This window comes from Ottowia sp. (assembly GCF_035325765.1).
Classification (GTDB): Bacteria; Pseudomonadota; Gammaproteobacteria; order Burkholderiales; family Burkholderiaceae_C; genus Ottowia.
This window is the reverse complement of record NZ_DAOKZG010000027.1, coordinates 20,280-43,827: the sequence shown is the minus strand read 5'-3', so window position 1 is coordinate 43,827 and position 23,548 is coordinate 20,280. Positions and strand designations below refer to the sequence as shown.

Sequence of the window (23,548 nt, the reverse complement as noted above, 5' to 3'; positions counted from 1 at the left end):
GTCGCCGCAGCACGCATCGTCGCGGACCTGAAAACGAGTTGTTCAGGGCCGACTAAACAACGCGGTGTCGCGCGGCGCCACGCACGTCGCCGGGGCCGGGTGCCCGCACCCGTTCGCTCGTGCCGCGCCAGGGAATGCCGGCCCGCCGGCGACCCGGCAGGCGCCGGCGGTCACTTGCCCTTCTTGCCCGACTCGTTGCCGATGAGGCCGCCGATCGCGGCGCCGCCGAGCGTACCGACCGCACTGCCATGGGTGAGCACCGACCCGGCGACCGCGCCGACGGCGGCGCCGGTGGCCGTGTGGCGCGTTTCGCGCGACATGCCGGCGCAGGCCGACAGCGTCATCGCCGACACGATGGCGGCGACGATCGTGAACGAGCGGATGCGGGTGTGCGACATCTCGGGTCTCCGGTGATTGGGATACCCCCATCTTCGGCGCCGGCGCACCGGCCGCCCATCGTCCATCGCCGCGTCGGCGTGTAGGACCCGACCTACGATCGAGACTCGAGCGGGACGCCCTACTCCCACTCGATCATCAACAGCTTCGCTAAGTCGTTGTCTGGCTTGATGCTCATCTCGCAACGCCGGGTGTTTTACCGTCAAAAGTACCGTCATTTTGAGTGGCATCCCCGAGCGCAGCTTCCATCATCGATCGACATCTATCGAAAACCATCGGCGCTTCCACAATCGCTCGCTTTCGAGATCTATCGCGGTCAATCGCTTTGCTGCATGCGATCCCGCAGGTGGAAGCAGCCCCTCGGGCATTCGAGTCGAGAGCGACAAGGCTCCGGCATCAGATGGCATAACTTGTTGTCGCATCGAGTCTTTGTGGCAGATTTTTTACCGTCACGACGCCGCCGAACGAGCTCCGCGATCAGTGCGCATCCGCCGTCTGCTCCATTGCTTCCTTCCACGGCCTGATTTTCGCCAGCGTCTTCGCAAGGCTCGTCTTCGCGACCTCGGTGTCGTAGTCCGCCTGCAGACGCAGCCACCAGCCGTCGGAGAGCCCGAAGAAGCGGCACAGCCGCAGATCGGTGTCCGCGGTGATGGCGCGCCTGCCGGCGACGATCTCGCCGATTCGCTGCGCGGGTACGCCGATCTCCTTCGCCAGCCGGTAGTTGCTCATGCCCAAGGGCTTGAGGAACTCCTCGACGAGCTTCTCGCCGGGCGACACGGGCTTGAGTTTCCTGGTCATCTGGTCTGGCCTCAGTGATCGTCCACGATCTCGACGTCTTCGGTGTCGCCTCCGGTCCAGCGAATGCAGGCGCGGAACGGATCATTCGCCCGCAGGCTCCACTGGCGCTTCACAGGTGAATCGCCCCTCGCAAAGACGATCAACATTCACGTTCCCATGCACCGGCAGACCAGTGCAACCTCCGACTCGAGCAGAAGCACCGGCACGATCCTCTCTTCTCGCGGGGCGCAGAGGCCTGGAAAGATCAGAACGCGGCCAACTCACCTATCTCAAGCGGCTGCGCGTTCAGACGAGCGGAGCCGGCTCTGTCCATAGCGGTCCGGCTGCGCGAAATCCTGCGTTGATCCGGGTTGAGGTGGCGTGGCTCGTCGTCGGGCCGCGGGATACGCGCGCGGCGACCGAGGCGGCGCTCGCGCCCGTGGTCGACGTGGTCGTTGCTGCCCGAACGCGCGACTCCCGCCTATGCCTCGGACACTGGACGATACTCGATGATCGAGGCGTCCGACGACGAGGGTGCGATGTACACATGAGCACGTGCCAACGCGATTGGAGCGTCGACACTGCGTTGCCAGCAACGCACGCCGACCGCAACGACACGCTTGCCAGTGCGATGCACTTCACCGGCTGCATGCAAGTCATGAGGCCCCGCGGATGCAAGATAGTCGAGAGAGAAATCAACGAGCTTCGGCGGAAGCCCTTGCTGGCTGACGGCATAGGCGATGGCCAGTGCGGCAGCTTCCAGGAAGGTGGCGATGACGCCACCGTGAATCGCAGGCAAGGTGACGTTTCCGACAAGCCGCTCGTCGAACGGCAGGAAGAAGGTGCAACCATTCGAGTCCGACGACTTGGTGACCTGGATGCCCAGGTACTGTGCGTACGGGATCGCCGCCAGAGTCGCGGCGACTCGGTTGTGACGTGAGAGATTGCCGTCCGTATTCAGGCTGTCGTCGGTCATGGCCGGCCTCCGCGAGCGATGCGAGTTGCTTCTCCGACGCCCCCCGAACTCGACGACAGCATGAAGGTTCCGGCGGCCACGGCAACCACCTTTTCTTCAGCCCCGCATACAAGCTCGCAGCGAGCAAATGCGACGGGTCGCGTGAGCCGGTAGCAGTCGGCGATCGCGATCAGGTCTGCGTCCATTGAAGCCGGGGCCAGGTGATCGATGCGCATGTCGAGAGTTGCAATCGGAACGAAACGGCCGACGGCGCGGAAGACTGCCAATCCACAGGCCGAGTCTGCGAGACTGAAGAGCACGCCGGGAAAAAAGAACTTGCCTCCGGGGTCGCCCGACAGTCTCGACGCTGGGGGCAGTCGCATGCGCGTCCTGCCGTCAGGTGTTCGATCGTCGAGGAGCATGCCTATGTCCTTCCCATGTGGCATGTGCCGAGAGAACAATCGGGCGAGATCTTCGATGGATATCGAGGCGGTGTTGTCGTCGCTCATGTGTGGGGTCGGAAGTGGCACGGCAGGGGGCTGGCTGCTGCAATCGGAATGATGCAGGTCAACGCATCTTGGCACTGCACAGCGCCACGAAGGCGCCCACAACGCGCCGGGCGTGGTCGCCGCGCGCCTGCCTGCTGCGGTCGGGCGAAGGCTGCCGGTACATCGCACGCACCAGATCCAGGCCCACCGCCATCCCGAGCAGCATCTCGGCCGCGCGCTGCGGGTCGCCGCACGCCAGCAGACCGCGCTCCTGCGCCTGCCGCAGGTACTCCGCGAGCCGCTCGTGGGAACGCTGCGGCCCGCTGCGGTAGACGGCGCGAAGGTCGCGCAAGGGTGGCGCCGCCTGGCCCATCGCCTGCATCAGGCGCGCGTGCCGGCTGCCGGCGAGAAAGCCGTGCAGCGCGAACACGAAGCGCTCCAGGTCGGCGACGAGGCCTTGCCGGGCGAGCGGCGGCGCACCGAGCGACACGTCGATGCGCGACGCCTCATCGGCCACGACGGCGGCCAGCAGCTCGTGGCGGCTCGGGTACAGCGCGTACAGCGTTGTCTTCGACACGTGGGCGCCGTGCGCCACCGCGTCCATCGTCAGGCCGCGCGGCCCCTGCTGGAACAGCAGCCGGCGAGCGGCAGCGCGAATTCGCAGCGCCTTGTCGGGGCGCGTGCGATCTGGCACGCGAGAGATGGTCGACGAGGAGGGCACGGCAGCCGCAAGGCTGTAGCGACGGTCCGGTATAGCACCCGCACGATACAGTGTCGTACTCGATCCAAGTCTCTCCAGCACCATGACATCGTTCTCGTTGACCCGCCTGGCCGGTGCGGCCGCCGGCCGCGGCGCCGCAATCGTCGCACTCGCCGCCCTCGTCGCGGCGTGCGCACCGGGCGAGCAGGCACCTGCCGAAGCGCGCGTGCCCTACGTGCGCGTCGCGCAGCCCGAGCCTGTGCTGGGCGCGGCGCTCGGTGTCTCGGGCACCGTGCGCGCGCGCGTCGAGGCGCCACTGGCGTTCGAGGTCGGCGGTCGCGTCGTCGCGCGCCTCGCCGACGCAGGGCAGAGCGTGCGCGCAGGCCAGCCACTGATGAACCTCGATCCACGCGACCTCGACCAGGCGGTACAGGCTGCGCTGGCCGAACAGGCGGCGGCCGCCACGACGCTGGCCACCGCCGAAGTCGACCTGAAGCGCGCGCGCCAGCTCGCTGCCGAGGGCTTCGTCAGCCCGCAGGCGACGGACCGCGCCGAGTTGCAGCGGCGCGAGGCGCTGTCGCGCCTGGACGCCGCTACCGCGCGGCTGGCGCAGGCGCGCCATGCGCGCGACTACGCCGAGTTGAAGGCGCCTGCCGAGGGCGTGCTGATCGACGTCACCGGCCAGCCCGGCCAGGTCGTCGCGCCCGGCCAGACGGTGGCGACGCTGGCACGAGGCGCGCGCGAGATCGAGGTTTTCCTGCCCGATGGGGTTGCGGCTCCGGCGCGCGGCACCGCGCTCGGCCCCGACGGGCAGGCGCTGCCGCTGGCGCTGCGCGAGGTGGCCGGCGCGGTCGATGCGCTGGGCCGCACGCGGCGCGCGCGCTACACCGTGGCAGCGGGCGGCGAGCGTCTGGTGCTCGGCAGCGTCGTCGCGACGCGCTTCGACATCGGGCCCGCGCCTGCGGGGGTCGAGGCCGCGGCGGTGTTCACGCTGCCGGTCGGCGCACTGGACGAGCGCGGCCAGCAGGCGCAGGTCTGGCGGGTGCGCGAGGGCCGCACGCAGGCGGTGCCGGTGCAGGTGATCGGGCTGGACGACCGCACGGTGCGCGTGGCCGGGGCGCTGCAGACCGACGACCGCGTCGTCGCGCTGGGCACGCACCTGCTGCGCGAAGGCATGGCGGTGCGCGAGCGGGCCGCGCCATGAGCTTCCCGAACCTGTCCGCGCTCGCAGTGCGCGAGCGCGCGGTGACGCTGTTCTTCCTCGTGCTGTCGGTGATCGCCGGCGTCTACGCCTTCGTCTCGCTCGGACGTGCCGAGGACCCGGCGTTCACCGTGCGTGTGCTCGTGGTCAACGCCGCCTGGCCCGGCGCCACCGCCGAACAACTGCGCGACCAGGTGGTCGACCGGCTCGAGAAGCGGCTGCAGGAAGTCGAGTACCTGTACCGCATCGAGACCACGATTCGCCCCGGTCAGGCGACGCTGCAGGTCGAGTTCCAAGACTACACGCCGCAGCACAAGGTGCCCGACCTGTTCTACGAAGTGCGCAAGCGCATGCTCGACGAGGCGCCGCGGATGCCTGCTGGCGTGATCGGTCCGATCGTCAACGACGACTTCGGCGACGTCTATTTCAAGCTGATGGCGCTCACCGCTCCTGGCCTGCCCTACGGCGACCTGGTGCGCGAGGCGGAGGCCGTGCGCGACCGCCTGCAGCGCGTGGCGGGCGTTCACAAGGCGCTGCTGCTGGGCGAACGCAGCCAGCGCGTGTTCGTCGAGTTCGACAACGCTCGCCTGGTCAACCTCGGGCTGGCGCCGCAGGCGATCTTCGAGGCCATCGACGCCAGCAACCGGCTCGTGCCGGCCGGGCGGCTGGAAACCGCCGGGCCACGGCTGCACCTGCGCGTCGACGCCGATCTGGCCGACCCCGAGGCCCTCGCCGCACTGCCGATCCGCGCGGGCGGCAAGCTGCTGCGGCTGGGCGATATCGCCACCATCCGCCGTGGCTTCGAGGACCCGCCGAGCGTGCTCGTGCGCTCGCGCGGCGCGGAGGCGGTGCTGCTGGGCGTCGTGATGGCCAAGGGCGAGAACGGGCTCGCACTCGGCCGGCGGCTCGACGCCTTCGTCGACGCGGAGACCGCGCGGCTGCCGCTGGGCCTGACGCTGAACACCCTCACCCACCAGGCCGACGCGATCCGCGCCGCAGTCGACCTGTTCCAGGTCAAGTTCCTCGTCGCCGTCGCCGTGGTCATGGGGGTGAGCATCCTGGCGATCGGGCTGCGCGCAGGGTTGATCGTCGGCATCGCGGTGCCGGTGACACTGGGCATCACCTTCCTCGTCATGCTGCTGATGGGCATCAACCTCGACCGCATCACGCTGGGCGCGCTGATCATCGCGCTGGGCCTGCTCGTGGACGACGCGATCATCTCGGTGGGATGATGCTGGTGAAGATCGCCGAAGGCTGGGACCGCGTGCGCGCCGCCGCCCACGCCTGGAACGTCACCGCCGCGCCGATGCTGTTCGGCACCCTGGTGACGGTGGCCGGCTTCCTGCCGATCGGCTTCGCGCGCTCGGGGGTCGGCGAATACGCCGGCAACATCTTCTGGGTGCTCGCGATCTCGCTGCTCGTGTCCTGGCTGGTGGCCGTGGTTTTCGCGCCCTACCTGGGCGTCAAGCTGCTGCGCGGCGCCGGTGCTCACGTGAGCCACGACAGCCTGTACCAGACACCGGCCTACCGCCGCCTGCGCGCGCTCGTCGCCGCGTGCGTGCGCTGGCGCAAGAGTGTGGTCGCCGTCACCGTCGCGCTGCTCGTGCTGGCCGGGTTCGGCATGGCCACCGCGGTGCAGAAGCAGTTCTTCCCCGGCTCGGATCGGCCCGAGGTGCTGGTCAGCGTCTACCTGCCACAGGGCAGCAGCATTGCTGCCTCCAATGCGACGCTCGGGCGCGTCGAAGCGGCGCTCGCGCCGATGCCCGAGGTCAAGTCGCTGCTGGCCTACGCCGGCAGCGGCGTGCCACGCTTCTTCATCTCGGCCAACCCCGAGCCGCCCGATCCGGCCTTCGGCAAGATCGTCGCCGTCACCGGCGGGCCCGCGGAGCGCGATCGCGTGATGGCCGAGCTCGAGCGCCGCATCGCCGCTGGCGAGTTCCCCGAGGCGCGCGTGCGCGTGTACCGGCTGCTGTACGGCCCGCCGGTGATCTGGCCGGTGCAGATGCGCGTGATCGGCCCCGACCCGCTGGTGCTGCGCCAGATCGCGCACCGCGTGCGCGACACGATGGCCGCCAGCCCGCACACGCGCGACCCGCACCTGGAGTGGGACGAGCGCGTGCCGACGCTTCACCTGCGGGCCGACGCCGAGCGGCTGCGCCTGATCGGGCTCACGCCGCAGGAGCTGGCGCAGCAGATGCAGTTCCAGCTCGAGGGCTTGCCCGTGGCGCAGCTGCGTCAGGACCTGCGCACCGTCGAGCTCGTGGCGCGTGGCGAGCTGCGGCGTCCGCTCGACGCCGCGGCGCTCGGCGCGCTGGAGATCTTGAGCGGCGACGGCCGCAAGCTGCCGCTGGCGCAGGTCGGCCGCGTCGAAGTGCGCTTCGAGGAACCGGTGATCAAGCGCTACAACCGCGAACCCTTCGTCGCCGTGCTGGCCGATGTGCAGGGCGCGCAGCCCAACGACGTGACAGCGGCAGTGTGGAAGGCGCTCGAGCCGCTGCGCGCCGAGCTGCCCGAGGGCTACCGCATCGACATCGGCGGCGCGGTCGAAGCCTCGGGCAAGGCCGACGCGTCGATCCAGAAGCTGCAGCCGGTGATGCTCGCCTTCATGCTGATCTTCATCATGCTGCAGATGCGCTCGTTCGCCGGCACCTTCATGGTGGTGGCCACCGCCCCGCTGGGCCTGATCGGCGCCGTGCTGGCGCTGCTGATGTTCCGCCAACCGTTCGGCTTCGTCGCGCTGCTGGGACTGATCGGGCTGGCCGGCATCCTGATGCGCAACACGCTGATCCTGACACAGCAGGTGGCCGACAACTTCGAGGTCGGCATGCCCGCGTTCGAGGCGGTGGTCGAGGCGGCCGTGCAGCGTGCGCGGCCGGTGGTGCTGACGGCGCTGGCGGCGGTGCTCGCCTTCGTGCCGCTGACACAGGACAGCTTCTGGGGGCCGCTCGCCTACGTGCTGATCGGCGGCGTGGCGGCCGGCACTGCCATCACGCTGCTGTTCGTGCCGGCGCTTTACGCGCTGTGGTTCCGCATCGATGCAACGAGCGCTGCGGCGCGGTAGGCAGGAGGGATCCGCTGGGGCGACGGCCGCTACGCCAACCCGATCGTCAACGAGCCTTATACGCCGTTGATTTGAGACACTGGAATGAGCGAACCGGCACGGCACATCGGATTCCTTGATCGCGAATGGCTGACAGCCGCGTGGGCAACAACTGCCTCTGGGATGCGAACATGAACATCAAGACTTGGGCTCTCCGGTCGGGCGTGGTGGCTGCCGTCGGCGTCGCCGGATTGTTCTTCTGGCATCAGCACAACGGCAACGGGACGCTGGAGCACATCGCCAGCGGCAACGGTCGCATCGAGGCGGTGGAGATCGACATCGCTGCCCGCCAGCCGGGCCGCATCGAGGCCATCGAGGCGCGTGAGGGCGAACTGGTGCGTACCGGCCAGGTGCTGGCGCGCATGGACATCGAGTCCTTGCAGGCCCAATTGCGGCAAGCCGAAGCGCGCATGCGGCAGGCCGAAGACGCGGTGGGCTCGGCGCGCAGCCAGCTGGCACAGCGAGGGAGCGAGAAAGCGGCGATGCAGGCCCTGGTGGTGCAACGCCAGACGGAGCTGGCCGCCGCCGAGCGACGTGCCCGGCGTTTCGAAGATCTGCGCAACCAATCCTTCATCTCGCAGCAGCAGCTCGATGACCAGACCGAAACCGTGGAGCGCGCCGCCGCCGCGCTGGCCGCCGCGCGTGCGCAGGTGGCAGCCGGCGACGCGGCGATTGCTGCCGCCCGCAGCCAGATCCGGGGCAGCGAGTCGGCGGTGGAGGCGGCGCGCGCGGAGATCGCCCGCATCCGCACCGACATCGAGGACAGCGTGCTCAAGGCGCCGCGCGACGGTCGCGTGCAAATGATCGTGGCGCGCCCAGGCGAGGTGGTGGGCGCCGGCGGGCGGGTGCTCAACCTGGTGGACCTGAAGGACGTGTACATGACCTTCTTCCTGCCGACCCGCGCGGTGGGACGCGTCGCCGTGGGCAGCGAGGCGCGGCTGGTGCTCGATGCGGTGCCGCAGTACGTGATTCCGGCCCGCATTTCCTTCGTCGCCGACGTGGCGCAGTTCACGCCCAAGACGGTGGAAACCCAGGTCGAGCGCGAGAAGCTCATGTTCCGGGTGCGGGCGCAGATTCCGCCCGACCTGCTGGAGAAACATCTGGCTCAGGTCAAGACCGGCCTGCCCGGCGTGGCCTACGTCAAGCTCGACCCCGATGCACCCTGGCCGGCGCAGTTGCAGGCGAGGCTGCCCGAATGAACCGCACGGCCGCCACGCTGTCCGCCCCTGTGGCGCGCCTGCGCGGTGTGGGGCTGCGCTACGGCAAGGCACAAGCGCTGACGGACATCGACCTCGATGTCCCGGCCGGCGTGATGGCAGGCCTGATCGGCCCGGACGGGGTGGGCAAGTCCAGCCTCATGGCCCTCGTTTCCGGTGCGCATGCCCTGCAGAACGGACGCATCGAGGTGCTGGGCGGCGACATGGCCAGCGCGCGCTTTCGCGCCAAGGCGTGCCCGCGCATCGCCTACATGCCACAGGGCCTGGGCAAGAACCTCTACCCGACCTTGTCGGTGTTCGAGAACGTGGACTTCTTCGGCCGGCTGTTCGGCCATGACCGTGCGGAGCGCGAGCGCCGCATCGCCGCGCTGCTGACCGCCACGGGGCTCGCGCCCTTCGCCGACCGCCCGGTCGGCAAGCTCTCGGGCGGCATGAAGCAGAAGCTCGGGCTGTGCTGCGCGCTGATCCACGACCCCGACCTGCTCATCCTCGACGAGCCCACGACCGGCGTCGATCCGCTCTCGCGCCGGCAGTTCTGGGCGCTGATCGACGCCATCCGTGCCGAGCGAGCGGGCATGAGCGTGCTGGTGGCCACCGCCTACATGGAGGAGGCCTCGCGCTTCGACTGGCTGGCGGCGATGGACGCCGGGCGCGTGCTCGCCACCGGCACGCCCGCAGAATTGCTCGAGCGCACCGCCTGCGACACGCTGGAGCAGGCGTTCATCGCGCTGCTGCCCGAGAAGCAACGCGCCGGCTACCGGCCGGTGGAAATCGCACCGCTCGCAGCCGGCGCCGAGGCCGAGGCGGCCATCGAGGCACGCGACCTCACCAAGCGCTTCGGCGACTTCACGGCGGTGGAGCGGGTGAGTTTCCGCATCCAGCGCGGCGAGATCTTCGGCTTCCTCGGCTCCAACGGCTGCGGCAAGACCACGACCATGAAGATGCTCACGGGGCTGTTGCCCGCGAGCGAAGGCGAGGCGCTGCTGTTCGGCAAGCCGCTCGACCCCCACGACCTCGCCACCCGCCGCCGCGTCGGCTTCATGACGCAGAGCTTTTCGCTCTACGGCGAGCTGACGGTGCAGCAGAACCTGGTGTTGCACGGGCGCCTGTACGGCCTGCCGGAAGCGGACATCGAACCCCGGGTGAAGGCCATGGCCGACCGCTTCGACCTGGCCGACATCCTCGATGCGCTGCCCGACGCGCTGCCACTGGGCGACCGTCAGCGCCTGTCCCTGGCGGTGGCGATGATCCATGGCCCGGAGATGCTGATCCTCGACGAGCCCACCTCGGGCGTGGACCCGGTGGCGCGCGATGCCTTCTGGCGTGCGCTGATCGAGTTGTCCCGCAGCGATGGCGTGACGATCTTCGTCTCCACCCACTTCATGAACGAGGCCGAACGGTGCGACCGCATATCGCTGATGCACGCCGGTCGCGTGCTGGTCAGTGATACGCCGCAGGCCATCCTGGCGGCGCGCGGCGCACGAACGCTGGAAGATGCCTTCATTGCGTACCTCGAGGAGGCCGTCGGTGAGCCGGCACCGCCGGAGCGTGCCGGCCCGTCGGCATTGGCGGATGTCCGGGCCGATGCAGCGCCGGGTGCCCGCCGGGCCTTCAGCCTGCGCCGGCTGTTCAGCTTCACGCGACGCGAGGCGCTGGAGCTCGAGCGCGACCCGATCCGCCTGAGCCTGGCGGTGCTGGGCAGCATCGTGCTGATGCTGGTCCTGGGCTACGGCATCACGCTGGACGTGGAGGATCTGACCTATGCGGTACTCGACCACGACCAGACCAGCATCAGCCGCGATTACAGCCTGAGCCTGTCGGGCTCCCGCTATTTCGCCGAGCGAGCGCCGCTGCACGACTACGCCGAGCTGGACCGGCGGATGCGCGCCGGCGAGATCAGCCTGGCGATCGAGATTCCGCCGGGCTTCGGGCGCGATGTGCTGCGCGGCCGGCCCGTCCAGGTCGGCGCCTGGATCGACGGCGCCATGCCGCAGCGCGCCGAGACCGTGCGCGGCTACGTGCAGGGCGTTCACCAGCACTGGCTGGGCGAGCGCTTGCGCGAGGCGCTTGGCGAGGCGGCTGCGGCCCCGCTGGTGACCGTGGAGACGCGTTTCCGCTACAACCCCGACGTGCGCAGCCTGCCGGCCATGGTGCCGGCGGTGATCCCGCTGCTGCTGATGTTGATTCCGGCCATCCTGGCAGCGCTGTCGGTGGTGCGCGAGAAGGAACTGGGCTCGATCATCAACTTCTACGTCACGCCGGCGACCCGGCTCGAATTCCTGCTGGGCAAGCAGATTCCCTATGTCGTGCTGGCGTTGGCGAGTTTTCTGCTGCTTGTGGGGCTGGCCGTGCTGTTGTTCCGCGTGCCGGTCACCGGCAGCTTCGCGGCGCTGGCGCTGGGCGCGCTGATCTACGTGATCAACGCCACCGCCTTCGGCCTGCTGATGTCCTCCTTCGTGCGCAGCCAGGTGGCGGCGCTGTTCGGCACGGCCCTGCTCACCATCCTGCCGGCGGTGCAGTTCTCGGGACTCATCGATCCGGTCAGTTCGCTCGAAGGCGTGGGACGCCTGATCGGCGAGGTCTTTCCGACCACCCACTTCGTCACCATCTCGCGCGGCACCTTCTCCAAGGCGCTCGAATTCGGCGATCTCTGGGCCTCGTTTGTTCCGCTCCTGATCAGCGCCCCGGTGCTGATCGGCCTGACCGCTGCACTGCTCAGGAAACAAGCCCGATGAAGCGACAACGCCTGCGCAATATCGCCCAGCTCGGTCTCAAGGAAGTGCGCAGCCTGCTGCGCGACCCGATCATGCTGGTGTTGATCGTCTATGCCTTCAGCTTTTCGATCTACACCGCCGCCACCGCGATGCCGGAGACGCTCAACAAGGCCCCCATCGCCGTCATCGACGAGGACCGTTCGCCGCTGTCGCAGCACATCATCGACGCCTTGTATCCGCCTTACTTCATGCCGCCGGTGCTGATCGCTCCGGCTGAGCTGGACAAGCGCATGGACGCCGGTCTCGAGACCTTCGCCCTGCATATTCCGGCCGGCTTCCAGCGCGACGTGCTGGCCGGGCGCGCCCCCGCCATCCAACTGAGCGTGGACGCCACGCGCATGAGCCAGGCCTTCACCGGCAGCGGGCACGTCCAGGCCATCGTCCAGGATCAGGTCGCCGAATTCATCCGCCGCTACCGCTCGGTGGCTGGCGCGCCCGTGGAACTGGCGCTGCGCGCCCGCTTCAATCCCGAGCTGAGCAAGGCCTGGTTCGGCGCCGTCATGCAGATCATCAACAACATCACCATGCTGTCCATCGTTCTCACCGGCGCTGCCTTGATCCGGGAGCGCGAACACGGCACCCTGGAGCATCTGCTGGTGATGCCGGTCACGCCGTTCGAGATCATGGCCGCCAAGGTGCTGGCGATGGCGGCCGTGGTCTTGCTCGCCTCGGTATTTGCGCTCAACGTGATCGTGCGCGGTCTGATGGGCGTGCCTATCGAAGGATCGCTGCCGCTGTTCTTCACCGGCGCGGCGGTGCACCTGTTCGCCACCACATCGCTGGGCATTTTCCTGGCGACGTTGGCGCGCTCGATGCCGCAGTTCGGCATGCTGCTGCTGATGGTGCTGCTGCCGCTGCAGATGCTCTCGGGCGGCACGACGCCGCGCGAAAGCATGCCCGAACTGGTCCGGTTCGTGATGCTGGCCGCTCCCAACACTCACTTCGTGATGCTGTCCCAAGGCATTCTTTACCGCGGTGCAGGCTTGGAGGTGGTCTGGCCGCAGTTGATCAGCCTGGCTGTGATCGGATCAGCCCTGTTCACTTTCTCGTTGGCGCGGTTCCGCAAGACCTTGGCGTCGATGGCGTAGATGTTTCAATCAGCCCTCGGCAACCCGCACTATTGCTCATAGGCGCGGGAGTCCAGTCGGCACGTGATCCACCGTTCGACACCAAAATTCAGCGCCCAACTGTTCTCGACGCGCCGGGTTCACTTTTCGGCCTCTTTTTCAAATTTTCAATGGTCGTATGAAGCAACCGCAGCCTTCGAACAGGAAGGCACGTGCCTGGCCCGTGGTTACCTTCAGAGAACCGAGATGACGCCCACCGGCCTGAAGACCAATGCCGCTTCGACCCTTGACCAGGCATCAGGCGAGAAACGGCCTCGACGCGCCGGGGGCGTACCGCGGCGCGGCATCTACGACAACATGAAGACGGCGGTCGACAAGGTCAAGAAGGGCAAGGGCCGGGTCGCCAACGCCCGCTTCGCGGTGATGTGCAGCCACTACCTGTTCGACGCCGACTTCTGCAACGTCGCCGCGGGCTGGGAGAAGGGCGTCGTCGAGAAGAACGTGCAGGACAGCCGGCGGCGCATCTGGATCGAGGCGGCCAAGCAGCGCTGGGGCAGCTTCGCCGAGCTCAACGCTTGGCTGGGCCAGCGCTGCCGCGCCCTGTGGGACGAAGTACGCCACCCCGAGCACGACCAGTTCAGCGTCGCCGAGATGCTCGAGCACGAGCGGCCGCAGCTGATGCCGATGCCGGCGCCGTTCGACGGCTACGTGGAGAAGCCGGCGCGGGTGTCGAGCACCAGCCTGGTGTCGGTGGCCCGCAACCGCTACTCGGTGCCCCGCGAGTTGGTGGGGCAGATGGTCTCGACCAGACTGTACCCGAACGCGGTGGCCGTTGCCGCGGGCGACCAGATCGTCGCGCGCCATGACCGGCTGAGCAACGCGGGGGAAACGCGCTACGACTGGCAGCACTATGGTCAAATTTGGATCGGCGCCGACACCCGGAAGCATCCGGCGCGTGTACCGCCCGCGTGATGTGATGACGCCGCTGCAAAAGCTCGCCAGCCTGCCCAACGCCGCGCAGTTCCTGCGAGCGACGACCACGCTGGCCGAACTGCACGCGCTCGCCGGTGCGCTCAGCGACGTCGCGGCCGCCGAGGAACTCGCCCAGACCCGGGCGGCACTGTTCAAGCGCGCCAGTACACGCGCGGCCTGAACCCGTCAATTGCATCGATGAGAGCGGGGGGCCTGCGGCCCCTCGCGCCCCCCCGCTCACGGCGTCAGAGAAAGAACGAAAGACAAAACCAACCCGATCGACGTGTCGCCTACACTTCCGACCCTCTACAACGGATCGACCCGCTCCGCCCCGCGGATTCGGACCTCTTCAGGCACATACCTGATTTGAAAAGGACTGAAGGCGGCTCATCCGCGCCCGCCGAGCGCCATTGCATCGGCGATGGATTGCTTGGCGCGCAGAACGATATCCGGTGAGATCGGGCTGCGCCGTGCCCCGACCGCGCGCTCGGCCAACGCCGTAGTCGGCGTTTGCATGGAGCGGCCGCCGGCAGCGCGCTGGCCAGGTCCCGCGTGCTGCGGCTACGCCGCCGTGACGCCCGCCGCGCGCTCGCGCATCGCCCTGCGTCCAATCGCGGTTGCCTCGCCGTCCACGGAGCGTCCGTCGCTGGAGATCACGACGCCATACAGCACCCTTACGGCTTGCGCCGTGACATAGCCGTTGGCGAGATCGTCGTACGGGATCAAATCCTGTACCGGCATCCCCAACTCGGCCTGCTTGAGCACGGCCACGCTCTGCTCCACCGAAAGGCGCTTCCTCTTCATCTCTTCATGACAAACCCCCTCCGCATACAAGGCAGTCTGCCGAAAGACTCGCGCTCAGTTCGGTCCGGATTCTTCAGGGCACATCAGAAGCAACGGCCGATTCCGGTTCCTGCTGACGGCTCCACCGTTGCGACCTCCAAGGGCCGTGAGGTCTCTGGTGACGCCGATCGCTACCGTCAAATCGGTTCACCGAGCCGGCGCGTCACCTTCAACGTGGTGCGGCGGGAAAGATCAAGCCCGAGCAGGCCGGGCCGGTAGCTGACGCTCGAGAAAGGCGATGACCGCATCGGCGAACACGTCGTTGCGATCCCCGGCGACCATGTGACCTGCATTACCGACGTTCACATACTCGGCATGCGGGCACAGCTGCAGGAAACGCTGCACACCGGCCCCGGTCAACACGTCCGACAGGCCGCCGCGCACCAACAGAGTCGGCACGCTCAGCGCTCGCGCAGAGGCCTCGAGACGCAGGCGGCGCTGTGCAACATCGGCCTGTGCGGCAAGGAACGCCGGGTCCCAGTGCCAGCGGTACCGGCCGGCCGCATCGCGCCGCAGGTTCTTTGCAAGGCCGTCCAGGTTCCGGGGACGGTCACGCTGCGGCTGATAGCTGGCGATGGCATCCGCCACCTCTTGCAGCGAGGAGTAGCCCTCCGGTCTCTGGGACATGAACTCGCCGATGCGCCGCGCGCCATCGACGTCGATCTCCGTGGCAATGTCGACCAGCACCAGCGCACGGGCGGCAATCCTGCCCTCGCCGGCGGCGATGAGGCTGGTGATGCCACCCATCGACGCACCGACCAGGACAGGTGCGCTCACGCCGAGCTGCTGCAGTACGCGCTCGAGATCCGCGATCATGACGTCAGATCCGTAGCGCCCGTCGCGCGACCAGTCCGAGTCGCCGTGACCTCGAGCGTCCAGTGCTATCGCGCGGTAGCCCGCGTTGCCCAGCCGCTCGCCGGCCGCTTTCCATGCGTGCCGAGTCTGCCCGCCCCCATGCAACAGCACCACCACCGGACCCTGTGCATCGCCCCAGCTGTCCGCCGCGACGTGCACTCCTCCGGTTCCTTCCCAGACGTGCATCGGCTCGGGCGTCCCCGCGAGCTTCTCGCCCGCGTTCTGCCTGTCTTCCGGATGCGTGGGAGCCATGTGCGGATCAGGCAGCGGTCCAGCCGCCATCGACACACAGCGTATGCCCGGTGACGTACGAGGCGCCGGGGGAGGACAGGAAGATCGCCGCGCCGACCACTTCATCCAACTCCCCGTATCGTCCCATCGGAATACGCTGCAACAGGCGTGGACCGATGTGCGGATGCTGCCGGACGCCGGCCGTCAACGCCGTCTCGACGAAACCGTAGGCGATCGCATTGACGCGTACCCTGCGGTTCGCCCAGTCCAGCGCCAGCGCCTTGGTCAGTTGCTCCACGCCGCCTTTGCTCGCGCAGTACGGTACCTGACGCTTCAGTCCGACGAGACCGGCGATGGAACTGGTGTTCACGATGGCTCCGCCGCGGGCCAGCATCAGTGCACCGAGGTGCCGGCAACCATAGAACACGCCGCTGAGGTTGGTGTCCAGGATGGCCTGCCACTGCGCCGCGGTCGTCGACTCCATCAGCGCATAGTGGTTGTCGATGCCGGCGTTGTTGACGAGTATGTCCAGACCGCCGAACTCGTCTGCCATGCGCTCTGCGAGCGCACGCACGGCCTGCTCGCGGCTGACGTCGGCGACGCGCGCGACCGTGTCGCGGCCTACGCGGCACGCCGCTTCGGCCAGCGTCGCAGCATCGCGACCGCACAGGATGACGCGCGCACCGGACTCGGCCAGCCCCTGCGCGATGGCGAATCCGATACCGCGGCTGGCCCCGGTCACGATTGCCGTTTTCCCTGACAGGTCAAAGTACCGATGCGTCATCCCGCGCCCTCAGCGACGCTTCTCGCGGCATGCATTGCCGCCGAACTGTGCAAGCGTTCAAAGGCGGACCTCGAACGCTGCCGGTATTCTTGAACAGCTGCGGAGCAAGACAATCGTCGGAAGCGACGATTGACCCTGCGGCTCTAGACACCGGATCATGAAATCGAGGGCACGCCATGAATCGAGCCCCGAAGGAGACAGTCATGAGCAATCTTCATCCGCGCTCCGCGCTCCGCGCCGGTCTGGCATCGTTGGCGCTGCTTGCTGCCGCGGCTTCCGTACCGTCTGTGCTTGCCCAGCAGAAGGCTTCAGAGCCATTGCGCATCGGCGTGTTGACCGCGCTCTCCGGCCCATTCGTGGCCTACGGCCAGCCCCTGTACGATGGCGTGAAGATGGCGATCGAGGAAGTCAACGCACAGGGTGGGCTGCTGGTGAACGGCGTGCGCCACCCGGTGCAGCTCGTCGAGCGCGACACGCGGTCGGATGTGAACGCCACCGTCAGCGGTGCGACAGCCATGGTGCGCGACCAAGGGCTGAAATTCATCGTCGGACCCGGTACCGGCGTCGAAACAGGCCCTGCGCTGGAAATCACGCAACGCGCAGGCGTAATCCAGCTGTCGGCCTCCAGCATCCTGCAGGGCATCCTCAACAAGGAGAACACATCGCCTACCGGCAACCGGCGCCATCTCTTTATGGTGCAGACCGGCTCCGATGTGCGCGAGTATCTGACGGTACAGGCGTCGCTGAAGCACTTCCCCAACAACAAGCGGCAGGGCGTCATCATCAGCAACGACTCCAACGGCGACTTCATCGGCAAGTGGGTCGACAAAGCGATCGAGCGCAACAAGGCGACGCTGGCATTGCCGAACGTGCTCTACGAGCCCGGCACGACGGACTACTCCCCCTATTTGACGAAGATCCGCCAGGCAAAGACTGAGCATCTGAATATCTGGTGGCTGCCCACCGACGGAATCAATATCCTGCAGCAGGCGCGCCAGTTGAACGCGGCCGACAGCTACTTTGTGTGGGGTCCCGAGCCCAGCGACATCGCGCAGCGCATTCCTGATGCCGACCGCGTGCTAATCGGATGCTCTCCGATCTGCCGGGGCATCATGACGACGCCCGAAACCAAGGCGTTTTGGGAGCGTTACGCAAAGCTCGTCGGCTCGAATGCCAAGTTCGGTGCGGCCGCCGGCAGCGCCGCCTGGTACTACGAGGGAACTCGTATGCTGTTCAAGGCTATGCAGACGGCGGGCACGGTCACGAATACGGACGCGATCGCAGCGGCGCTGGCGAAGACGCAGATGTCCGGATCGCTGGGCAATCTGCGGTTCGACGATCGCCACGTCGCCATCCATGGCATCGACATGTGCCTGTTCACCAAAGGCAAACCGGCGTGCGAGTACATCTCGCCTTGAGCGAGCGGAGCAGCGGATGACCGCGAAGCAGTGGCAGCACACCATCCAGAGAATCGAGGGCGACGTCTACCGGATCACGCTGAATCGTCCGGAAAAGCTCAACGCCTTCTCGTCGATCATGTACGGCGAGGTCAAGCACGGCGTGCTCATCGCGGGACTGCTGCCGGAAGTCGACAGCATCGTCATCGAAGGGCAGCCGGGCGCCTTTGCCACCGGCGGGGACCTCGCGGAGTTCCTCGGCATTCTGGAATTGCCGCCCGAGCAGTTCATCTTGGAGTACACGACGCGTTTCGACGAACCGGTGCCTTTCCGCGCGATCCTCGAATGCCCGAAGCCCGTCGTCGCAAAGGTCGATGGACTGTGTCTGGCCGGAGGCCTGCTGGTGGCAACCACCTGCGATGCGGTCGTCGCCACGCCCGGATCGAAGTTCGGCGTCCCTGAGGGCCGCGTCGGCCTGGCCGATCCGTACTGTGCTGCGCTGCTGCCGCTGTCGCTGGGGTTGGGCCGGGCGCGCTATCTGATGCTGACTTCGGAGTTCATTGACGCGGCCACGGCCTTCAGCTGGGGCCTGGTCCACAAGCTGGCTGAGCAGGAGCAGCTCGACGCTGCCGTCGACGATGTGCTGGCGCGCTTGCGCCGCGTTGCTCCCGAAGCTCGACGCGCCTACAAACTGGCGGCCAATCGCGCCGTTCCGCACATGTCGGTGGAATCGTTACTTCGCGCGGTTATGACGGCGAACGGACGCGAAGGCCTGCGCGCCTTCGTCGAAAAGCGAAAGCCGGACTGGGACTGCTCCAACCCGCTCATCTAGCACGAACGCGCGACCGGACCTGCTGTATGGAAACGTTGCTGCAACAACTGGTCAATGGCATGGCGCTGGCCAGCGTCTACGCGCTGCTGGCCGTCGGCATCACGCTGGTGTTCGGGTTGACCGGCATCGTCAACTTCGCGCACGGCGAGTTTCTGGTCTTCGGTGCGCTGCTGGCGGCGTCCGCAGTAGCGTTTGGAATGCCGTTCCCCATCGCCTGCGCGATCGGGATGATCGTGACGGCGATCCTGGGATTCGGCGTCGAACGGTTCCTGTTCAGGCCGATCGCATCGGAGCCGATACGCGGCTTCATCGTCAGTCTGGGGCTCATCATCGTGATGCAGCACGTCGCGCTCAAAATCTGGGGTGACGAACAGCGGGCGATCGATGCGCCGCTTCCGCAGGTAGTGGCAATGGGCGAGGTGCGTATCGCGGCGATGCGCATCGTCGTCACCATCGTGACGATCGCAGTGCTCGCGTTGTTCTTCTTACTGTTGACACGGTCGAAATGGGGCCGGGCGCTGCGTTCGGTCGCGATCGACCGCGAGACCGCGTCCACCGTTGGCGTTCCGGTGCAGCGTTACATATCGGCCACTTTCGTCGTCGGTTCGGCGCTGGCAGGGCTGGGCGGCGCGCTGCTGCTGTCGGTGTTCCCGATGAGCCCGTTTTCCGGCGGCTCCTACACGATCAAGGGCTTCGCCGTCGCCATCGTCGGCGGACTCGGCAGCGTCAGCGGGGCGATGATCGCCGCAGTCATCCTGGGCATGGTGGAAGCCATTGCCTCCGGGTACTTCTCGCCGGCGTGGTCGAACGCGTTCGCATTCGCGGCGATGATCCTCGTGCTGCTGCTGCGGCCCAGCGGCCTGCGCGGCGGGGTGCACTGATGGCCGGCGCGGGCGCTGCCGCGACCTTCCGCTCCCAGACGCTGTCGCTGATCATCGGCGGTGCGCTGCTGGCGGTGCTGCCGCTGTTCGGCATCAACAATCAGTTCCTGCAGCTTGTCACGCTGGCGCTCCTGTTCGCGGTGCCGGCCATCGGCCTGGGGCTGTTGTACGGCGAAGCGGGGCAGATGTCGGTGGCCAGCGGCGCGCTCTTCGGCGTCGGCGCCTACGTCGCGGCGATCGGTGCCCGGGAGCAGGTGCTGACCATCTGGCCCGCGGTGCCGGTAGCGGCATTGGCAGCCGCCGCCGCGGCAACGCTGGTCGGTCTCACGGCACTGCGCGTGCGCGGCCACTACTTTCTCATCATCACCTTTGCATTCGCCGAGCTGTGGCGCATCACGACGGTCAATCTGCGCAGCATCACCGGCGGCAACCAGGGGCTGATGGTGCTCGAACCCGTGACGCTGCCGGCCGTGGGGGAGATCGAATCGCTGCGCGCGTTCTACTACATGGGACTGGCGGCGGCGCTGCTCGCCGCGTGGGTCGTCGTGCTGCTGCGCTTCTCGTCCTTCGGCCGCTCCCTGCGCGTCGTCCGGGAGAACGAGCGCCTGGCGATCTCGCTGGGCCTGAACGCGGCCCGCACGCGGCTCGTCGCGTTTGCGATCAGCGGCGCGCTGGCGGGCGCGGCCGGGACGCTGTACGCCTACAACCTCAAGCACATCGGCCCGGATCTGTACGGCGCGAATGCCGGCATCCAGATCGTGCTGATCCTGCTGATCGGCGGCGCGCGCAGCGCAATAGGCCCCATCATTGGTTCGATCGTGTTCTTTGCCATCCCGGAGCTGGTCCGCGTGGATCCGGTATCGACGCAGATCATCTACGGCCTCGCTCTGGTCGCCATAGTGCTCGTGACTCCCCAGGGGCTTGCGCCGGGGCTCGCCGGGTGGCTGGCGCGAACTTTCACGCGATTCCGGGCGAAGCCGGCGGTCGGCGGCGCGGACGCGTCCGATCGTGCTGCGCGCGAAGCGCGGTCGACGATGTCATGAGCGACGGCGTCCTGTCATGCCACAACGTGACGATGCGCTTTGGCGGCGTCACGGCGCTGAGCGACGTGAGTCTCCAGTTTCCGCGCGGGCAGGTCATAGGCGTCATCGGACCCAACGGCAGCGGCAAGACCACGTTGTTCAACATCCTGTCTGCCGAGCTGCGGCCCAGCGCCGGTGAAGTGCTTTGGCAAGGCCGCCGTGTCGATGGCCTGGCGCAGCATCGTGTCGCGGCGCTGGGCATCGTCAGAACCTACCAGAGTGCGACGGTCTTCCCGGAACTGACGGTGCGCGAGAGCATGGCGTTCGCCCGCTGGATCTCGCAGTCGCGCGCGGGACGCAGCATCGCGGACATCGCCGAGCTGACCGGCCTGGCGGAGTTGATGGACGAACAGTGTCGTGCCTTGCCTTACGGACACCAGAAGATCCTCGGTGTCGCGCTGGGACTGCTGACTGCCCCCACGCTATTGCTGCTCGACGAGCCGGCGGCCGGCCTGAACCAGGCAGAGGTCAGGCGCTTTCTGCGCCTCATCCACGACATCCGTGCGACGCACGACATCGGCTTAGGCATCATCGACCACGACATGAACCTGATCATGCCCGCGTGCGACCGCATCGCCGTGCTGAACTTCGGCACGCTGCTGGCCGTGGGCACGCCGGCGGAGATCCAGCAGAACCAGGCCGTGCTCGACATCTACCTGAGCGGGGATCTGCGCGCTGATGCTGTCCATTGAGAAAATCTACACGCGCATCGGCGCGTCGCCGATCCACCGCGACCTGTCGATCAAGGCCGGCGACGGCGAGATCGTGGCGATCCTCGGCTCCAACGGCGCCGGCAAGACCAGCCTGCTGCGCGCCGTGATGGGTCTGCTGCCCCTCGAATCGGGGTCGATCGTCTTCGACGGGCGCGACATCTCGAAGCTCGTGCCGCATGAACGCAACCGGCTCGGCCTCGCCTACGTGCCCGAAGGGCGCCGCATCTTCGGTCCGATGACCGTGCGCGAGAACCTCGAGATGGGCAGCTACGGCGCTAACCCGCCGGCCGCCACCATGCGGCAGAGGCTGCAGGCGATGTATGAGCGCTTTCCCGTACTGAAGGAGAAGGCCGCGGCACTGGGCAGCACGTTGAGCGGCGGCCAGCAGCAGATGCTGGCGATCGCGCGCGCGCTGATGTCGAACCCGCAGCGGCTGCTCCTCGACGAGCCGTCGCTGGGCCTGGCTCCGCAGATGGTGCGCGCCGTGCACGACACCGTCAAGCGTCTCCGGGAGGAGCACCGTGTAGGGGTGTTGCTGGTCGAGCAGAACGCCGGGCTGGCGCTGGCGGTTGCGGACCGCGTCTACCTGATCGCGCGCGGATCGATCGTGGAACAGGGCACGCCCCAAGAGCTGGGGCGCAGCAGCGCGCTGCGGGCGCTCTATCTCGGCGAGGTGAACGCTCCCCTGCAGGAGGCCGAATGCTGATGAACGAGAGACTTCAAGTCGAAGACCGGACCTTGCTCGGATCGCTGCAGAAGGGAGTCGCGCTGCGCGGTGACCGCCCCGCGGTGCGCTTCACCGACGGCGGCGATCACAGTGCCGCATCGCTGCTCGCGCAGGCCGGCCGCTTCGCCGCGCTGCTGCTGGCGCAGGGCGCGCAGCGCGGGGATCGAGTCGCCATCGTCTGCAGCAACCGCGTCGAGTTCATCTGGGCGTTCTTCGGTGCCTGCTGGATCGGGGCCGTGCCCGCGCCGCTCAACACCAGCCTGCAGGGCCGCATGCTGCGTCACCAGCTCGACGACCTCGAAGCTGCGGCGATCGTCTGCGAGGACGGAACGCAGGACGCGATTGCCGCCGCGCTGGAAAGCGCAGCCGATGCGCGCCTGCTGAACATCGACCGGCATCCGGTTCTGGCGCGCCTGCGCGCCGGCGACGGCTCGCTGGCGGTGGCGCCTGCCACGCCGGGCCAGCGCTCCGAGCTCGCGATGATCCTCTATACCTCGGGCACGACGGGGCTGTCCAAGGGAATCATGTACAGCCACGAGATGGCGATCTCGTTCGGCGAGTGCACGCAGTGGATGCTAGGCCATGCGGCCGACGATGTCGCCTTCAACTGCCTGCCGTTGTTTCACGGCAACTCGCTGCTGTGCACGCTGGTTCCCGCGCTGCGGGCCGGGTCGCTGGCGGTGTTCGGTCCGCGCTTCTCGGCCGGCTCCTACTGGAACACCGTGCGCGAACACAAGGCGACGGTGCTGTCGCTGCTGGGTTCGATGGTGCCCATACTGCTCAACCAGCCGCCCACCAAGGACGATGCCGACACGCCGGCGCGCATCGCGCTCGCCGTACCGAACCCGAACCAGCATTTCCACGAATTCGAGCAGCGTTTCCGCATCAAGCTGAGTTCGCTGTACGGGATGACCGACATCGGCCTGGTCATCGGCGTGCCGCACGACGTCCCGGGCCGTCCCGGCAAGTGCGGCATCGAACATCCGGACTTCGAGTGTGTAGTTTGCGACGAGAACGACAATCCGCTGCCGGACGGGGAGGTCGGCGAACTGCTGGTCCGGCCGCGACGTCCTTTCGTCATGCAGCTGGGTTACTGGCGTAACGCGGAGGCGACGGTCGCGACCTGGCGCAACCTGTGGTTCCACACTGGAGACTATCTGCGCCGCGATTCGGACGGCTGGTACGAGTTCATCGACCGCAAGAAGGACGCGATCCGCCGCTTCGGCGAGAACATCTCCTCCTTCGAGGTCGAGTGCGCGCTGCTCGAGCACCCGGCGGTCGCCGAGGCCGCGGTCTACGCGGTGCCGGCGCAGTTGTCCGAGGACGAGGTCATGGTTTCCGTGGTGCCCATGCCCGACGCCTCGGTGACGCCCGAAGAGCTGTTGCGGCACTGCGAGGCTTCGTTGCCGTACTACGCCGTGCCGCGCTTCTACCGCGTGGCGGCGGCCCTTCCGAAGACGCAGACTGCCAAGGTGCAGAAGGCGGAGTTGCGGCGCGTCGGCGTGGACGCGGTCACGTGGGACGCCGGGCCGCGCGGCCGGTCGCGGCGTGGCTGA

Annotated in this window: 24 protein-coding genes and 1 pseudogene; 15 read left to right on the top strand and 10 right to left on the bottom strand. The window is 67.7% G+C overall.

The genetic code is table 11. The features are described 5' to 3' along the window. Positions 1–170: 170 nt before the first annotated feature. The 6 genes from PKA16_RS10145 to PKA16_RS10120 all read right to left on the bottom strand — a co-directional run bounded on the left by PKA16_RS10145 (position 171) and on the right by PKA16_RS10120 (position 3,421). Complete coding sequence (locus tag PKA16_RS10145) at positions 171–398, bottom strand: glycine zipper 2TM domain-containing protein (protein WP_324402894.1); 228 nt, start codon at positions 396–398, stop codon at positions 171–173. A 475-nt stretch (positions 399–873) separates the two neighbouring features. Then, positions 874–1,194, bottom strand: coding sequence for a HigA family addiction module antitoxin (locus tag PKA16_RS10140; protein ID WP_324402892.1), 321 nt, complete (start codon positions 1,192–1,194; stop codon positions 874–876). Between the two features lie 11 nt (positions 1,195–1,205). Then, positions 1,206–1,340 carry a hypothetical protein gene (locus tag PKA16_RS10135; RefSeq protein WP_324402890.1) on the bottom strand — a complete coding sequence of 45 codons (135 nt, stop codon included), beginning with the start codon at positions 1,338–1,340 and terminating at the stop codon, positions 1,206–1,208. Positions 1,341–1,654: 314 nt separating this feature from the next. Then, positions 1,655–2,149, bottom strand: a complete 495-nt coding sequence (locus PKA16_RS10130) for a PaaI family thioesterase (protein WP_324402888.1) — start codon at positions 2,147–2,149, stop codon at positions 1,655–1,657. Further along, entirely contained in the window at positions 2,146–2,637 is a 492-nt protein-coding gene (locus tag PKA16_RS10125) for a PaaI family thioesterase (protein WP_324402885.1), read from the bottom strand. The genes PKA16_RS10130 and PKA16_RS10125 overlap by 4 nt, the downstream gene beginning before the upstream one ends. Before the next feature lie 58 nt (positions 2,638–2,695). Then, complete coding sequence (locus PKA16_RS10120) at positions 2,696–3,421, bottom strand: TetR/AcrR family transcriptional regulator C-terminal domain-containing protein (RefSeq protein WP_324402883.1); 726 nt, start codon at positions 3,419–3,421, stop codon at positions 2,696–2,698. Here PKA16_RS10120 and PKA16_RS10115 point away from each other — a divergent pair. The 8 genes and pseudogenes from PKA16_RS10115 to PKA16_RS10080 all read left to right on the top strand — a co-directional run bounded on the left by PKA16_RS10115 (position 3,420) and on the right by PKA16_RS10080 (position 13,828). Continuing rightward, entirely contained in the window at positions 3,420–4,520 is a 1,101-nt protein-coding gene (locus PKA16_RS10115) for an efflux RND transporter periplasmic adaptor subunit (protein WP_324402881.1), read from the top strand. The genes PKA16_RS10120 and PKA16_RS10115 overlap by 2 nt on opposite strands. After that, entirely contained in the window at positions 4,517–5,749 is a 1,233-nt protein-coding gene (locus PKA16_RS10110) for an efflux RND transporter permease subunit (protein ID WP_324402879.1), read from the top strand. Before PKA16_RS10115 ends, PKA16_RS10110 begins: the two co-directional genes overlap by 4 nt. Positions 5,750–5,754: 5 nt before the next feature. Next, entirely contained in the window at positions 5,755–7,578 is a 1,824-nt protein-coding gene (locus PKA16_RS10105) for an efflux RND transporter permease subunit (RefSeq protein ID WP_324402876.1), read from the top strand. Positions 7,579–7,748: 170 nt separating this feature from the next. Further along, a complete protein-coding gene (locus PKA16_RS10100) occupies positions 7,749–8,816 on the top strand; it encodes an HlyD family efflux transporter periplasmic adaptor subunit (protein ID WP_324402874.1) in 1,068 nt (355 codons plus the stop codon). After that, positions 8,813–11,569 (top strand): ribosome-associated ATPase/putative transporter RbbA, encoded by a 2,757-nt coding sequence (rbbA, locus tag PKA16_RS10095; protein WP_324402872.1) that lies wholly within the window; start codon positions 8,813–8,815, stop codon positions 11,567–11,569. The genes PKA16_RS10100 and rbbA overlap by 4 nt, the downstream gene beginning before the upstream one ends. Then, positions 11,566–12,696 (top strand): ABC transporter permease, encoded by a 1,131-nt coding sequence (locus tag PKA16_RS10090; protein WP_324402870.1) that lies wholly within the window; start codon positions 11,566–11,568, stop codon positions 12,694–12,696. Before rbbA ends, PKA16_RS10090 begins: the two co-directional genes overlap by 4 nt. A 303-nt stretch (positions 12,697–12,999) precedes the next feature. Next, a pseudogene (locus PKA16_RS10085) lies at positions 13,000–13,587 on the top strand (IS21 family transposase); the annotation flags it as partial. 64 nt (positions 13,588–13,651) lie between these two features. Then, positions 13,652–13,828, top strand: a complete 177-nt coding sequence (locus tag PKA16_RS10080) for a hypothetical protein (protein ID WP_324402869.1) — start codon at positions 13,652–13,654, stop codon at positions 13,826–13,828. A 206-nt stretch (positions 13,829–14,034) separates the two neighbouring features. Here PKA16_RS10080 and PKA16_RS10075 read toward each other — a convergent pair whose 3' ends face one another. The 4 genes from PKA16_RS10075 to PKA16_RS10060 all read right to left on the bottom strand — a co-directional run bounded on the left by PKA16_RS10075 (position 14,035) and on the right by PKA16_RS10060 (position 16,360). Continuing rightward, positions 14,035–14,163 carry a hypothetical protein gene (locus tag PKA16_RS10075; protein ID WP_324402867.1) on the bottom strand — a complete coding sequence of 43 codons (129 nt, stop codon included), beginning with the start codon at positions 14,161–14,163 and terminating at the stop codon, positions 14,035–14,037. 45 nt (positions 14,164–14,208) lie between these two features. Continuing rightward, complete coding sequence (locus PKA16_RS10070) at positions 14,209–14,451, bottom strand: hypothetical protein (protein WP_324402898.1); 243 nt, start codon at positions 14,449–14,451, stop codon at positions 14,209–14,211. A 231-nt stretch (positions 14,452–14,682) separates the two neighbouring features. Further along, positions 14,683–15,597, bottom strand: a complete 915-nt coding sequence (locus PKA16_RS10065) for an alpha/beta hydrolase (RefSeq protein WP_324402865.1) — start codon at positions 15,595–15,597, stop codon at positions 14,683–14,685. Between the two features lie 7 nt (positions 15,598–15,604). After that, positions 15,605–16,360, bottom strand: coding sequence for an SDR family NAD(P)-dependent oxidoreductase (locus PKA16_RS10060; RefSeq protein ID WP_324402863.1), 756 nt, complete (start codon positions 16,358–16,360; stop codon positions 15,605–15,607). A 203-nt stretch (positions 16,361–16,563) separates the two neighbouring features. Between PKA16_RS10060 and PKA16_RS10055 the strand changes: the two genes are divergently transcribed. The 7 genes from PKA16_RS10055 to PKA16_RS10025 are packed head-to-tail and all read left to right on the top strand — an operon-like array spanning position 16,564 to position 23,548. Beyond that, positions 16,564–17,778: an ABC transporter substrate-binding protein gene (locus tag PKA16_RS10055; protein WP_324402861.1), complete on the top strand. Its 1,215-nt coding sequence runs from the start codon at positions 16,564–16,566 to the stop codon at positions 17,776–17,778. Positions 17,779–17,794: 16 nt separating this feature from the next. Further along, the gene (locus PKA16_RS10050) at positions 17,795–18,589 is read left to right on the top strand and encodes an enoyl-CoA hydratase/isomerase family protein (protein WP_324402859.1); all 795 of its coding nucleotides are present in this window, start codon (positions 17,795–17,797) and stop codon (positions 18,587–18,589) included. 26 nt (positions 18,590–18,615) lie between these two features. After that, positions 18,616–19,470, top strand: coding sequence for a branched-chain amino acid ABC transporter permease (locus PKA16_RS10045; RefSeq protein ID WP_324402858.1), 855 nt, complete (start codon positions 18,616–18,618; stop codon positions 19,468–19,470). Beyond that, on the top strand, positions 19,470–20,513 hold the full coding sequence (locus PKA16_RS10040) for a branched-chain amino acid ABC transporter permease (protein ID WP_324402856.1): 1,044 nt from the start codon (positions 19,470–19,472) through the stop codon (positions 20,511–20,513). Before PKA16_RS10045 ends, PKA16_RS10040 begins: the two co-directional genes overlap by 1 nt. Beyond that, on the top strand, positions 20,510–21,244 hold the full coding sequence (locus tag PKA16_RS10035; protein WP_324402854.1) for an ATP-binding cassette domain-containing protein: 735 nt from the start codon (positions 20,510–20,512) through the stop codon (positions 21,242–21,244). The genes PKA16_RS10040 and PKA16_RS10035 overlap by 4 nt, the downstream gene beginning before the upstream one ends. Continuing rightward, the gene (locus tag PKA16_RS10030; protein WP_324402852.1) at positions 21,231–21,971 is read left to right on the top strand and encodes an ABC transporter ATP-binding protein; all 741 of its coding nucleotides are present in this window, start codon (positions 21,231–21,233) and stop codon (positions 21,969–21,971) included. Before PKA16_RS10035 ends, PKA16_RS10030 begins: the two co-directional genes overlap by 14 nt. Next, on the top strand, positions 21,971–23,548 hold the full coding sequence (locus PKA16_RS10025; protein ID WP_324402850.1) for an AMP-binding protein: 1,578 nt from the start codon (positions 21,971–21,973) through the stop codon (positions 23,546–23,548). The genes PKA16_RS10030 and PKA16_RS10025 overlap by 1 nt, the downstream gene beginning before the upstream one ends.

What these genes read in the sequence shown, in the direction of transcription:
- PKA16_RS10145 (WP_324402894.1), bottom strand. Translation starts at nt 398, where the DNA reads ATGTCGCACACCCGCATCCGCTCGTTCACGATCGTCGCCGCCATCGTG.
- PKA16_RS10140 (WP_324402892.1), bottom strand. Translation starts at nt 1,194, where the DNA reads ATGACCAGGAAACTCAAGCCCGTGTCGCCCGGCGAGAAGCTCGTCGAG.
- PKA16_RS10135 (WP_324402890.1), bottom strand. Translation starts at nt 1,340, where the DNA reads ATGTTGATCGTCTTTGCGAGGGGCGATTCACCTGTGAAGCGCCAGTGG.
- PKA16_RS10130 (WP_324402888.1), bottom strand. Translation starts at nt 2,149, where the DNA reads ATGACCGACGACAGCCTGAATACGGACGGCAATCTCTCACGTCACAAC.
- PKA16_RS10125 (WP_324402885.1), bottom strand. Translation starts at nt 2,637, where the DNA reads ATGAGCGACGACAACACCGCCTCGATATCCATCGAAGATCTCGCCCGA.
- PKA16_RS10115 (WP_324402881.1), top strand. Translation starts at nt 3,420, where the DNA reads ATGACATCGTTCTCGTTGACCCGCCTGGCCGGTGCGGCCGCCGGCCGC.
- PKA16_RS10120 (WP_324402883.1), bottom strand. Translation starts at nt 3,421, where the DNA reads ATGGTGCTGGAGAGACTTGGATCGAGTACGACACTGTATCGTGCGGGT.
- PKA16_RS10110 (WP_324402879.1), top strand. Translation starts at nt 4,517, where the DNA reads ATGAGCTTCCCGAACCTGTCCGCGCTCGCAGTGCGCGAGCGCGCGGTG.
- PKA16_RS10100 (WP_324402874.1), top strand. Translation starts at nt 7,749, where the DNA reads ATGAACATCAAGACTTGGGCTCTCCGGTCGGGCGTGGTGGCTGCCGTC.
- rbbA (WP_324402872.1), top strand. Translation starts at nt 8,813, where the DNA reads ATGAACCGCACGGCCGCCACGCTGTCCGCCCCTGTGGCGCGCCTGCGC.
- PKA16_RS10090 (WP_324402870.1), top strand. Translation starts at nt 11,566, where the DNA reads ATGAAGCGACAACGCCTGCGCAATATCGCCCAGCTCGGTCTCAAGGAA.
- PKA16_RS10080 (WP_324402869.1), top strand. Translation starts at nt 13,652, where the DNA reads ATGACGCCGCTGCAAAAGCTCGCCAGCCTGCCCAACGCCGCGCAGTTC.
- PKA16_RS10075 (WP_324402867.1), bottom strand. Translation starts at nt 14,163, where the DNA reads ATGCAAACGCCGACTACGGCGTTGGCCGAGCGCGCGGTCGGGGCACGG.
- PKA16_RS10070 (WP_324402898.1), bottom strand. Translation starts at nt 14,451, where the DNA reads ATGAAGAGGAAGCGCCTTTCGGTGGAGCAGAGCGTGGCCGTGCTCAAG.
- PKA16_RS10065 (WP_324402865.1), bottom strand. Translation starts at nt 15,597, where the DNA reads ATGGCTCCCACGCATCCGGAAGACAGGCAGAACGCGGGCGAGAAGCTC.
- PKA16_RS10060 (WP_324402863.1), bottom strand. Translation starts at nt 16,360, where the DNA reads ATGACGCATCGGTACTTTGACCTGTCAGGGAAAACGGCAATCGTGACC.
- PKA16_RS10055 (WP_324402861.1), top strand. Translation starts at nt 16,564, where the DNA reads ATGAGCAATCTTCATCCGCGCTCCGCGCTCCGCGCCGGTCTGGCATCG.
- PKA16_RS10050 (WP_324402859.1), top strand. Translation starts at nt 17,795, where the DNA reads ATGACCGCGAAGCAGTGGCAGCACACCATCCAGAGAATCGAGGGCGAC.
- PKA16_RS10045 (WP_324402858.1), top strand. Translation starts at nt 18,616, where the DNA reads ATGGAAACGTTGCTGCAACAACTGGTCAATGGCATGGCGCTGGCCAGC.
- PKA16_RS10040 (WP_324402856.1), top strand. Translation starts at nt 19,470, where the DNA reads ATGGCCGGCGCGGGCGCTGCCGCGACCTTCCGCTCCCAGACGCTGTCG.
- PKA16_RS10035 (WP_324402854.1), top strand. Translation starts at nt 20,510, where the DNA reads ATGAGCGACGGCGTCCTGTCATGCCACAACGTGACGATGCGCTTTGGC.
- PKA16_RS10030 (WP_324402852.1), top strand. Translation starts at nt 21,231, where the DNA reads ATGCTGTCCATTGAGAAAATCTACACGCGCATCGGCGCGTCGCCGATC.
- PKA16_RS10025 (WP_324402850.1), top strand. Translation starts at nt 21,971, where the DNA reads ATGAACGAGAGACTTCAAGTCGAAGACCGGACCTTGCTCGGATCGCTG.